The sequence below is a fragment of the Pontibacter vulgaris genome (assembly GCF_022758145.1).
GTDB classification, from domain to species: Bacteria; Bacteroidota; Bacteroidia; order Cytophagales; family Hymenobacteraceae; genus Pontibacter; species Pontibacter vulgaris.
In genome coordinates, this window is record NZ_JAJVDH010000002.1 from 175,166 (window position 1) to 186,890 (window position 11,725).

General features: G+C 46.3%; 9 protein-coding genes. 5 read left to right on the plus strand and 4 right to left on the minus strand.

Annotated features, from left to right (window positions below):
- Nucleotides 1-29 precede the first annotated feature (29 nt).
- Nucleotides 30-866, plus strand: coding sequence for a hypothetical protein (locus LWP20_RS01725; RefSeq protein WP_242926386.1), 837 nt, complete (start codon nt 30-32; stop codon nt 864-866).
- A gap of 80 nt (nt 867-946) precedes the next feature.
- Here LWP20_RS01725 and floA read toward each other — a convergent pair whose 3' ends face one another.
- The 3 genes from floA to proS all read right to left on the minus strand — a co-directional run bounded on the left by floA (nt 947) and on the right by proS (nt 4,400).
- Entirely contained in the window at nt 947-1,930 is a 984-nt protein-coding gene (gene floA / locus LWP20_RS01730; protein WP_242926387.1) for a flotillin-like protein FloA, read from the minus strand.
- 9 nt (nt 1,931-1,939) lie between these two features.
- On the minus strand, nt 1,940-2,413 hold the full coding sequence (locus LWP20_RS01735) for an NfeD family protein (protein ID WP_242926388.1): 474 nt from the start codon (nt 2,411-2,413) through the stop codon (nt 1,940-1,942).
- Between the two features lie 508 nt (nt 2,414-2,921).
- Nucleotides 2,922-4,400 (minus strand): proline--tRNA ligase, encoded by a 1,479-nt coding sequence (gene proS, locus LWP20_RS01740; protein WP_242926389.1) that lies wholly within the window; start codon nt 4,398-4,400, stop codon nt 2,922-2,924.
- Nucleotides 4,401-4,583: 183 nt separating this feature from the next.
- On the opposite strand from proS, the gene LWP20_RS01745 reads away from it, so the two are divergent.
- From LWP20_RS01745 to LWP20_RS01760, 4 genes are all read left to right on the plus strand, one after another.
- On the plus strand, nt 4,584-5,882 hold the full coding sequence (locus tag LWP20_RS01745) for a hypothetical protein (RefSeq protein ID WP_242926390.1): 1,299 nt from the start codon (nt 4,584-4,586) through the stop codon (nt 5,880-5,882).
- An 18-nt stretch (nt 5,883-5,900) separates the two neighbouring features.
- Complete coding sequence (locus LWP20_RS01750; RefSeq protein ID WP_242926391.1) at nt 5,901-7,412, plus strand: OmpP1/FadL family transporter; 1,512 nt, start codon at nt 5,901-5,903, stop codon at nt 7,410-7,412.
- Nucleotides 7,413-7,576: 164 nt separating this feature from the next.
- A complete protein-coding gene (locus tag LWP20_RS01755; protein ID WP_242926392.1) occupies nt 7,577-9,808 on the plus strand; it encodes a S9 family peptidase in 2,232 nt (743 codons plus the stop codon).
- A 215-nt stretch (nt 9,809-10,023) separates the two neighbouring features.
- A complete protein-coding gene (locus LWP20_RS01760; protein WP_242926393.1) occupies nt 10,024-10,833 on the plus strand; it encodes a hypothetical protein in 810 nt (269 codons plus the stop codon).
- 5 nt (nt 10,834-10,838) lie between these two features.
- Here LWP20_RS01760 and LWP20_RS01765 read toward each other — a convergent pair whose 3' ends face one another.
- Nucleotides 10,839-11,699, minus strand: a complete 861-nt coding sequence (locus tag LWP20_RS01765; protein ID WP_242926394.1) for a RelA/SpoT domain-containing protein — start codon at nt 11,697-11,699, stop codon at nt 10,839-10,841.
- Nucleotides 11,700-11,725: the final 26 nt, after the last annotated feature.

The following is an 11,725-nucleotide window of genomic DNA, read 5'->3' on the forward strand; positions in this document are numbered from 1 at the left end:
GCTGTATCCCCTAACCAAACCATAAATAAATGAAAAAATCGTATTTACTCCTGGCATCGATGCTATTGCTGGGTTTTTCTGCCTGTGACACTGCCCGACAGACACAGGATACTGAAACCCGCGCACCCATAGCAAGCACCGATGGAGGCCCTACACCAACCGGCGCTGTTATGTCTAAAAATGGCTTGCGTGTATTTGCCTTTAATGATTCGCAACAATACCCTGAATCGCAGTTGCGCCTGAATGTGCCCCCTGCCGATGGCGTAGTAGAAGCCGGGCCGGTGGAGTTCTCGTATGAGTTGTCTAACTTCCAGCTTACACGCATGACACCGCACTCCAATGCAGAGCACATGGCCAATTCGCAGCAAGGTCAGCACATTCATAATATTGTAGATAACGAACCATATACAGCCCATTATGAAACAACCTTTACAAAAGAGCTGAAAGAAGGCGACCATGTTATACTTTCTTTTCTATCAAGATCGTACCACGAAAGCCTGAAACACAAAGGCGCTTATGACCTGCGTATGGTTACTGCCGGGAAACCCGCTGAGCGTATGCAGTTTGATATGAAGGCGCCGCATATGTTTTACAGCCGGCCAAAAGGCGAGTATGTAGGCCCAGATACCAAGCGTATTATGCTGGATTTTTACCTGGTAAACACCGAGCTGTCTGCTAAAGGCAATAAAGTTCGCGCTACCATTAATGGCACTGAATTCATGCTGGATAAGTGGATGCCTCACATTATAGAAGGCCTGCCAATGGGCGAAACAACTATAAAACTGGAGCTGGTAGATAATAATGGCAACCTGATACCGGGGCCATACAACAGCGTTGAGCGCAAAATTACGCTGAAAGAGAGCTAAGACTTATACTTGTACTTGCACAAAATACAAAGGCCACAACTACCTAAAGTTGTGGCCTTTGTATTTATAGTTGAGTTTAGTTATGAGGTTGGTCTGGTTGGCCCGCCCTGGTTAGGGTTGGCTATCGAGTTTCGCATGTCAGTATCAGACTGGATGTTCTGCATTTTATAGTAATCCATGATACCTAAGTTGCCGCTACGGAAGGCAGCTGCAATAGCCTGCGGAATCTCTACTTCGGCTGCAATTACAGAGGCACGGGCTTCCTGGGCTTTGGCTTTCATTTCCTGCTCCACGGCTACGGCCATAGCGCGGCGCTCTTCGGCTTTGGCTTCGGCTACTTTCAGGTCGGCGTTAGCCTGGTCTATCTGTAGTTTGGCACCAATGTTTTCACCTACATCTACATCGGCAATATCAATAGAAAGTATCTCGTAAGCTGTGCCGGCGTCAAGGCCTTTCTGCAATACCAGTTTCGAGATCATATCCGGGTTTTCCAGTACAGCTTTATGCGAAATAGATGAACCGATAGACGTAACAATACCTTCACCCACACGGGCAAGTATGGTTTCTTCGCCGGCACCACCTACCAATTGCATAATGTTGGCACGAACTGTTACTCTAGCCTTTGCAATCAGTTGTATACCATCCTGGGCCACGGCGGCCACGTTAGGTGTATTTATTACTTTCGGATTAACGGATGTGGTTACAGCTTCAAACACGTTACGACCTGCCAGATCTATAGCCGTAGCCTGCTTAAACGATAACGGAATGTTTGCCTTGTCAGCAGAAATTAAGGCTTTGATAACAGTTGGTACATTGCCCCCCGCCAGAAAGTGAGTTTCCAGCTCGGATGTGGTGACAGCTATACCTGCCTTGGTCGCGTTTATCATGGAGTTAACAATAAGGCTTGGCGGCACTTTGCGGATGCGCATAAATACCAACTCCAGCAGCCCTACGCGTACATTCGAGAACTGTGCCGTGATCCATAGGCTGATCGGCACAAAGTATAAAAAGATCATGAGCAGGATAATGGCTCCTGCGATCAGAAGAATAACGGATATTTCCATTTATAAAGGTTAGCTGATTTTCTCTACAATAATTTTATTCTGACTTAGTCTGATAATACGAACTTGTGTATTAGGTTCTAAATACTCGCCGTTGGTTTGAACTTCCTGTTGGCTGTCGCGGAAAATGGCCGTGCCCTGTGGGCGCAACGCCGATACCGTGCGGCCAATCTCACCTATCTCAAATGTCTGGGCAAACTCTTCATTTACGTGGCTCTCGTTTCTTTCCTTTAGTGCAAACCGTGTCCAGACATCGGAGCGGAAGCTATAAAAGAAAGCAATACCACCTACCAACACTGCTGCCGCCAATATCACATGACCGGTATTAGACCCTAGGGCTGCATACCCAATCCAGATGCCTATGGCTGTAAGTATAAATCCAAGGATGCCTATAATGGTGGTGCCTGGTACAAATATCAGCTCCACAATAATAAGTGTAAGCCCTATCAGTATTAGCAGTATTACCGTTATCCAGTCTATAAGCATAGCGTGCCTGTTGGTATATTAGTAAATATAGTAAATTTTATATGGGATTACGAAATATTATAGTTGAATCACCTGATATTATTACGAGTCAACGATGGCTCTGAGTTCGATAGCAAGATTTTATACTTTGCTGTATTTCTTCGTTTTATAAAGCAGTAGTTACATTTTATACTTTGTAGCAGATCCACCAATTATCAGTAATACAAGCCGAAGTACCTTTGGAGGGGCGAGGGAGATGATTATACTTGGGCTATGAAACTATGCTTATAGCTATTGCACCGGCTCCAAAGACCTACGAGCGTTTGCAAAACCTTGGAGGTCTCGTGGACTAACCGTTTCTCCGTAGCAAAACGCTCGTAGGAGTTGCGAACGCTTCAAGATTAAAGCAAGCCCGATTCAGACTAAAGCTTGGAAAAGGGCAATACAAAAGCGCCACTCCTTATTCAGAAGTGGCGCTTTATTTATAGTTACTCTTGCCGATCAACAGTCAGCAATTGCCAATCAATAATTAATAAGCTTTTGCAAAGTATACGCGGCGCTTGCTTGGCTTGCCGGTCAGCATGTCTACACCGTCTTCATCAGGGGTGTTAAGTGCGATGCAGCGTATAGTTGCTTTTGTCTCTTCTTTTATGCGTTCTTCGGTTTCAGGAGTGCCATCCCAGTGCGCTAACACAAAGCCTCCTTTGTTCTCCAGTACATCTTTAAACTCTTCGTAGCTATCTACTTTAGTGGTGTGCTCTTCGCGGTAAGTCAGGGCTCTGTTGTAAATGTTCTCCTGAATCTCATCCAGCAACGCAGGAATGTAAGTCGCTAGGCTGTCGAACTGCTGCGAGCTTTTCTCTTTTGTATCGCGGCGGGCAACTTCTGCAGTACCGTTTTCCAGGTCGCGGGCCCCGATGGCGATGCGTACCGGCACACCTTTTAGCTCCCATTCGGCAAACTTAAAGCCTGGGCGCTCGGTATCACGGTCGTCAAACTTCACGCTGATGCCTTTTGCTTCCAGCTCTTTCTTTAGCTGCAACACTTTATCACTTATCTGGGCAAGCTGCTCTTCGCCTTTGTAGATTGGAACGATTACAACCTGTATCGGAGCCAGTTTTGGAGGTAATACCAGACCTTCATCATCAGAATGCGCCATTACCAGCGCGCCCATTAAGCGTGTACTTACCCCCCATGAGGTTCCCCAAACGTGCTCCAGGCCGCCATCTTTGGTAGCAAACTTCACATCAAAAGCCTTGGCAAAATTCTGGCCCAGAAAGTGAGACGTACCAGCCTGTAATGCCTTGCCATCCTGCATCAGACCTTCAATGCAATAGGTATCTAAAGCGCCGGCAAAACGCTCGTTCGGTGTTTTTACACCACGTATAACCGGCAGGGCAATGTATTGCTCGGCAAACGTAGCGTATACTTCCAGCATCTGCTCAGTTTCGGCGATAGCTTCTTTAGCAGTAGCGTGAGCGGTGTGGCCTTCCTGCCACAGGAACTCAGCGGTGCGTAGGAACAGGCGTGTGCGCATTTCCCAACGCACTACGTTTGCCCACTGGTTTATAAGTAATGGCAGGTCGCGATAGCTTTGTATCCAACCCTTGTAGGTGTTCCAGATTACAGCCTCAGAAGTTGGTCTAACTATAAGTTCTTCTTCCAGTTTGGCATTCGGATCTACGCGCAGTTTTCCTGGCTTATCAGGGTCGGTTTGCAGGCGGTAATGTGTAACTACGGCACATTCTTTTGCAAAACCTTCGGCGTTCTGTTCTTCAGCTTCGAACAAGCTTTTGGGCACGAATAGCGGGAAGTATGCGTTCTGGTGGCCTGTTGCCTTAAACATATCATCTAGCTGGCGTTGCATTTTCTCCCAGATGGCATACCCGTATGGTTTTATAACCATACAGCCACGCACAGCAGAGTTTTCGGCTAAGCCTGCTTTTTTTACCAGTTCGTTATACCACAAGGAGTAGTCTTCGCTTCTTTTTGGTAGCCCTTTGCTCATTTTTTAATAAATATTTACAGTATTTCTATTTTGAGATATTTTTGGAATAATATTTGCTTCTGTGCTAGAAGAAAAGAATATCAAACCAGCTCAAAATTACGTTAATATATTATACTATTGATAAGGTTTTGCGCTATTGTGTGTTTATCTTTGATTTAGAAGCAGTTTAACTCCCAGAATGCCATGAAAAGATCATTTACTATCGCTATAGCGCCATTGCTCATGGGGTTGCTGGCGGGTTGCAGCAGCCATTCAGCTATGCAGTCGACTGAGTACGACGACATGTACTATAGCTCTTCTGATAAAACCGAGTATGTGCAACCAGAAGTACAGATTCAGGAAGAAAGCTACGCACAGGAAGAGCAACCACTTACAGAAGGCGAGGTTGTAAATCCGGAATACTCATCTGGTAGCAGCAGCGCTATAATAGATAATTACTACGGCGATGAATACTACGATGGCCGCGAATATAACCCACGAAACAACTGGTACAGGCCAAACTATTCCTTTATAGACCCATACTGGAGCAGTGCCGCTTATTACCCATCTACATACTATGGCTATAGCCGCTACAACCGTTATACCCCATATTACGATCCGTTCTATGATCCATTCTATGATCCATTGTATGCCCCAATAGCTTACTCACCTTACTGGACACCTTACAGATCTGGTGTAAGCGTTATTATTGGTGTTAACTATGGCTGGGGTGGTTATGGCTGGAACAGGCACCCATACTATGGCGGCCATTATGGTTGGGGAAGGTATAACAACTATTACAATGGTTTCTATCAGGGTTTTTACCAGGGGTATTACTCAGGCCACGGATATTACCACGACAGACCAGGCATGGTCAGGAAAGTACAGTATGGCCCACGCGGCGAGCGCGGTGGTGAACGCATTGATGCAGGCGGAAGAAGTACAGGCAGAACAGAACGCGGAACACTTTCAGAAGGAAATGAGCAGCGGGCCACTAACCCGGCAGGCAATACTGGAACTGTTCGCCCAGGCCGCCCGGCCCGTACCGAGCGCACCAATAATGTACCAGCAGTAAATGAAACCAAAGAAGCGTTGCCAGCCAGGCCAAGAACAGATGAATATGTGCCACGTACCGACAGGCCTACTACAAGAGAGCGCCAGGTTAGGCCGCAACCAACAGAACAACGCCAGCTTAGACCAAGAACCGAGACTGAACGCATACAGCCGCGCCGCCAGGAACGTGCACCAAGCGGAGAGTATAACCAACCTGCACAGCGCCAGCGCCAGGAACGTATTCGAGATTATACGCCAAGTACAGAAAGCGCACCGGTGAGAGAGTATAGACAACCCGAGCAGCGCCAGCGCACAGAACGTACCGAAAGCAGAAGCTACGAACGCAGCAGCAATACTTATGAGCAGCGCAGCAGCACACCATCTAATAACTCTAGTAACAGCGGTTCTAATAGCAATAGCAGCAGCGGCAGACCGCGCCGGGGAAACTAACCTTCAGCTAAAACACACATGAGAATAAATAAGATATTTTCGGCCAGCCTGGCTCTTTTGCTAGGCTGGAGCGGAACCGCTTTGGCTCAGAATGAGATAGATGCATTGCGCTATACCCGTTTAGGTATCACCGGCTCGGCCCGTATACAAGGCATAGGCGGGGCACAGACAGCACTTGGCGCTGATATTTCTACAATAGGCGTGAACCCGGCAGGTTTGGGTATGTTCCGCAGGTCAGAAGCAAACTTAGGTATAGGCTTTGAAAACAATACTACCGATTCCCGCTTTCTTGGCCAGACCACACCAGACGAGCGAACCACAATAAGTATACCTCACGCAGGAGTTGTATTCAGTAAGCGCCGCAGCGATGACGATACCAGCAGCGACTGGCGCGGCACTACTTTTGGTATTGGCATTACCAGGCTCAACAGCTTTAACAACCGCACTTTTTATAAGGGTACTACCGGCCCGAATGATGCCACCATCCTGAATTACTTTGCAGAGCAGGCTTACTTAAACAACCGTACTGCCGCTGACCTGGATGATGAATTCGATAATGGGATCACATCCCTGGAAGGCTTAGCTTATGGTACTTATCTGCTCAACTTCGGAAGTGATGGCTTGCCGATCGATACGCTGAGCAATAACATCAGCATAGCTGAAGAGCTGGAGCGAAGAGGTTCTCAGAACCAGTTTGACTTTGCCTTTGGTGCCAGTTTCCGCGATAAAGTATACTTGGGTGCATCTTTAGGAATCATCACATCCAGCTTTACACAGGAGCGCATTTACAGGGAAAGCGATTCTGACGTAACTACTGATTTTACAAGCCTGGAACTACGCGATGAATTTACCACTGAAGGCTCTGGTGCAAACCTGAAAGTGGGTGTAATTATAAAACCGGTTGATGCTTTTCGATTTGGCCTGAGCCTGCAAACGCCAACGTGGTATACTTTTAACGAAGCATACGACCGCTCTTTATACTCTACGCTGCAGTCAAACGGTGGCCCTGTTGAAAATTACAGCGCATCAGAATTGCCAGGAGAGTTTACTTATCGCCTTACAACGCCTTTTAAAGCCAACGGTGGGGTAGCGGTTTTCCTGAGCAAGTATGGCTTTGTAACGGCTGATGTGGAATATATAGATTACAGCAGCATGCGCTTCTCAAACGATGACAGCGATGGCTATGGCAGTTATTTCAGTGGCGTGAACAGCCGCATAGATGATCTTTACAAATCTGCTCTGAACTATAAAATAGGTGCCGAAGGCCGTTACGAAGTGTTCCGTTTAAGAGCGGGCTATGCCGTATCTGCCAGTCCGTACAAAAACAGCAGCCTCGATGCCAAAATCAACACCCTGACTGTGGGTGCAGGCGTGCGTTTACAGAAATATTATGCCGATGTAGCCTTCACGCATTCTTCGGGTAAGAAGCAGTATTCGCCTTATACTTTCGAAGATGCTACTTTTGACCCGATCGTGGACCTGGACAATAAGCAAAACAACGTAATGTTTACAGTCGGCTATAATTTCTAAGTATAAATAAAAATACCTGTTTTCAGTTGGCGGCGGTTCCGGAAGGGGCTGCCGCTTTTTTTATACTTATAAGTGTATTGCAAGTATGGTTTTAGCTGTTACCTATGGCATAACAATAATATTCAACTAAATTAGGGGAGCTAAACTAACAATTAACTAAACGCATGTATATCAAACTCAGATCAAACCTTTTGGCTGCTCTGTTGCTTTGCTTCACTTTTGTGGCGCAGGCCCAGCAGAAAAAAGACATCACCCTGGAGGATATCTACCGCAAAGGTACCTTCCGTGCCCAGTCGGTGTATGGTGTAAACTGGATGAAAGATGGCCAGTACTATAGCTCTACAGTTGCTGATGAGCAGAACAAAGTAGCCGACATTGTAAAGTATGATGTAACTACAGGCAAAGCGGTAAGCACCATTATTGAAGGCGAAAACCTGAAGCCAGCCGGCAGCAGTACACCTATCCAGTTCGATAACTACACGTTCTCTTCGGATGAGCAAAAGGTGTTGTTCTCAACAGAAACAGAGCCGATCTACCGCCGTTCGTCTAAAGCTGAGTTCTACATTTACGATATCGCCTCTAAAAAACTGACCAAGCTGAGCGATGGTGGCAAACAGATGTACGCTACGTTCTCTCCGGATGCGAAGCGTGTAGCTTTTGCCCGCGAAGGCAACATGTTTGTAACCGACCTGGCCAGCATGAAAGAAACGCAGATCACGACAGATGGAAAGTATAACTCCATCATGAACGGGTATGCAGACTGGGTTTATGAGGAGGAATTCTCTTTTGCGCAGGGCTTCCATTGGTCGCCGGATGGAAAGAAGATCGCATTCTATACTTTCGATGAGACCAATGTGCCGGAGTTTAACATGCAGATGTGGGGCGACCTATATCCGCAGGACTATAAATTTAAATACCCGAAAGCTGGCGAGGCTAACTCAAAAGTAAAAGTATCGGTGTATGATGTGGCCAGCGGCAAAACCGTGAAAATGGATACTGGCAGCGAGGAAGATATCTACATCCCGCGCATCAAATGGACCAACAATCCTAATTTGGTTTCTATCCAGAAAATGAACCGTCTGCAGAACACCTTGGAGATTTTGCACGCCAATGCTACAACCGGTAAAGCGGATGTGGTTCTGAAAGAAACAGATAAGGCTTACATTGATATTACCGACGACCTGACTTACCTGAAAGATGGCAAGCATTTTATCCATAGCTCAGAGAAAGATGGTTTTAACCACCTGTACCTGTACAAAATGGATGGCAAACTGGTGCGCCAGATAACAAAAGGCAACTGGGAAGTAAGCAGCTATGTAGGCTTCGATGAGAAGAACGACCGTTTATACTTTATGTCTACGGAAGTATCGCCGCTTGATCGCCACCTATACAGCATCAGCAGCAAAGGCAAAAAGAAAACCCGCCTGACTGAAAAAGCCGGAACGCACAGCATTAACATGAGCACCGACTTTAAGTATTATTTAGATTACCACTCGGCAGCCAATGTGCCAACTACAGTTAGCCTGCACACTGCAAAAGATGGCAAGCTGATAAAGATGCTGGAAGACAACGCCAAACTGAAAAACACACTGGCCCAGTATGACATCGCGAAACAGGAATTCTTTAAAATGAAAACCTCTGACGGTACTGAGCTGAATGGTTTCATGATAAAACCAACGGATTTCGATCCTAAGAAAAAATACCCTGTACTGATGTTTGTGTACGGTGGTCCGGGCTCGCAGACGGTAACCAACAGCTGGGGCGGAAGCAACTACCTGTGGTACCAGGTGCTGGCTAACAAAGGTCTTATAGTTGTAAGTGTAGATAACCGTGGTACAGGTGCCCGCGGCGCTGAGTTCAAGAAAATGACCTACGCCAACCTGGGCAAGTATGAAATTGAAGACCAGATAGAAGCTGCCAAGTGGTTAGGCAACCAGTCGTATGTTGATAAGAACCGCATCGGTATCTGGGGCCATAGCTTTGGTGGGTACATGACGCTGCTGGGCTTAACGAAAGGTAACGGCGTATTTGCAGCTGGTATTTCGGTTGCCCCTGTTACTAACTGGAGATACTACGACAGCATTTACACAGAGCGCTTCCTGAAAAAACCACAGGATAACGCAGCTGGTTACGACGATAACTCACCACTTTTCTTTGCTGATAAACTGCAGGGCGAACTGTTGCTGATTCACGGAACTGGTGATGATAACGTACATTTTCAGAATGCAGTAGCTATGCAGGATGCCCTGATCAGTGCTAACAAACAGTTCGAAAGCTTCTACTACCCGAACCGTAACCACGGCGTGGGTGGCGGCATCACATCGCTGCACCGCTTTAATATGATGACTGACTTCCTGGTACGTAAGCTGATCAAATCAACTGAAGTTAACCAGTAACAAAGTATAAACTCAAGTAAAAAAGGCTCGCTATACTTAGCGAGCCTTTTTTGTTTTATAGCAAAGTAAGTGGTCCTACAGTTCTAATCTGGCAAAGTATAAAAATTGGGTCAAACGGATGTGGCTTGTGGTAAATCAACTATATTTATACTTGCTTAAGCGCTTTATTTATAGTTGATTAAGTAAAGTATAATCCGACCCTAAAACTATAAACTATGAAGTTATCTCTTTTACTGGTGTTGCCCCTGTTGCTATGTGCATTTCAGGCTGCCAACTCAACCCGTGATAAAGCTTTGGAAAGCCTTGCCAACGCCGAACGCAACTTTGCTGCCACATCTGTAAAAAAAGGCTTTCACCAGGCGTTTGTGGAGAACATGGCTGACGATGGAATTGTGTTTGCACCAACGCCAACTAACGGTAAAAAACTGCACGCCGAAGCTCCCGAAAGCAAAATCTTACTAACCTGGTATCCGGCTTACGCCGATATTTCCGCTTCCCTGGATTGGGGTTACACTACCGGCCCATACGAACTCAAAGCTAACCCGGAAGATGCTAAACCAGTTGGTGCCGGTTTCTATTTATCTGTCTGGAAAAAGCAAGCTAACGGGCAATGGAAAGTAGCGATTGATATGGGTAATTCGTTTTCGCCGGAGCTGATAAAAGAGGAAGTATACCAGCCGACAACAGCAACTAAAGGAAAAACTGCCAAAGGCGCAAAAGAAGCTCTGTTGGTGAAAGATGTACAGAAAATACAGCCTTACCATTCCGAGACGCTGATCTACCGCCATGGGGAATATCCTGTAAAGTATAAAGAGGTGTTAATTGAGGCGGCAACTAATACTAATATAGTTTATACAACACTGGGGCATGATATTTCATCGGCGGCAGATATGGCCTATACTTACGGCAGTTATACTTCCAGCTCAGGCGAAAAGACAGAAACCGGCCATTACCTGAAAGTATGGAAAATGCTGGACAGCCAATGGAAACTGGTAGCGCACAACCTGGTACCCGATAAAAAGTAAGGTGTTTAATGGCCTGTTATACTTGCCAGGCAGGTATACAGGTATTGTTTTTCCTGTTCATCAACAGGTAATTTATTAATGTGGCTGCGGAGCTGCGCGTTTGTGATACCCGAATTTAGTGGTGGGTTATGCTTGTACTCGCGTAGTTCTTCTACAAGCGCCCGGATTTGGGTGGCTACCTGATCGGCGTTAGCGGTAAATTGATTTAGCAGCCAGAGCAACCTGTTTAGTAATTCGCTTGGGTTGTGGTCATGGTAGCGGAGGCAATGGTCTACTTCGCTCCAGCCTTCCTCAAATAAAGTTTTAACCTGAACCTCTACAAAATATAACTGTTTGTTTGGTCGTATTTTAATGATGTAATGCTCTGCCTGGTACCCTTTAGGATTTATAAAGACCTCGTAATTATCTGAAGAGAATTGCCTTGCAAGGGTAGTATATTCGCCTTTAACATATGCATAAGGTTTACGTTTCAGCTCCCATACCTGACGTATGTAACGCCCTATTTTGTAACAGTCATCTTTGTAGAGGTGCAGTATGCGAACGCCAACCAGGTCATTAATATACTCCAGGTAATTGCTGGTTGTTAAGCAACGTTCGGGGTATTCTTTCTTTTTCCGGATGATCTTTCTGAGCAGGTGGAGCGGCGCCTTAACCCGGTGCCGAACGGCATGCACATCTTCCTGCCGCATCAGGAAATTGGCTACCAGCGAGGCGATATCCTGTAGTTCGTTAATGCGGCTGAGGTAATCATTGTAAATGGCAAGCAGCTCCTGTGCATTTATGTCCTGTGCATGCAGACTTTCCGCGCTCTCATTCAGCTCGGCAAATATAAAAGGGAGTGTTGCTATCTGTGTATGGTCAGCCATCCTTAACCTCGGAACATACTTGCTAT

Coding starts and splice junctions, on each gene's coding strand:
- LWP20_RS01725 (WP_242926386.1), top strand. CDS start 30: ATGAAAAAATCGTATTTACTCCTGGCATCGATGCTATTGCTGGGTTTT.
- floA (WP_242926387.1), bottom strand. CDS start 1,930: ATGGAAATATCCGTTATTCTTCTGATCGCAGGAGCCATTATCCTGCTC.
- LWP20_RS01735 (WP_242926388.1), bottom strand. CDS start 2,413: ATGCTTATAGACTGGATAACGGTAATACTGCTAATACTGATAGGGCTT.
- proS (WP_242926389.1), bottom strand. CDS start 4,400: ATGAGCAAAGGGCTACCAAAAAGAAGCGAAGACTACTCCTTGTGGTAT.
- LWP20_RS01745 (WP_242926390.1), top strand. CDS start 4,584: ATGAAAAGATCATTTACTATCGCTATAGCGCCATTGCTCATGGGGTTG.
- LWP20_RS01750 (WP_242926391.1), top strand. CDS start 5,901: ATGAGAATAAATAAGATATTTTCGGCCAGCCTGGCTCTTTTGCTAGGC.
- LWP20_RS01755 (WP_242926392.1), top strand. CDS start 7,577: ATGTATATCAAACTCAGATCAAACCTTTTGGCTGCTCTGTTGCTTTGC.
- LWP20_RS01760 (WP_242926393.1), top strand. CDS start 10,024: ATGAAGTTATCTCTTTTACTGGTGTTGCCCCTGTTGCTATGTGCATTT.
- LWP20_RS01765 (WP_242926394.1), bottom strand. CDS start 11,699: ATGGCTGACCATACACAGATAGCAACACTCCCTTTTATATTTGCCGAG.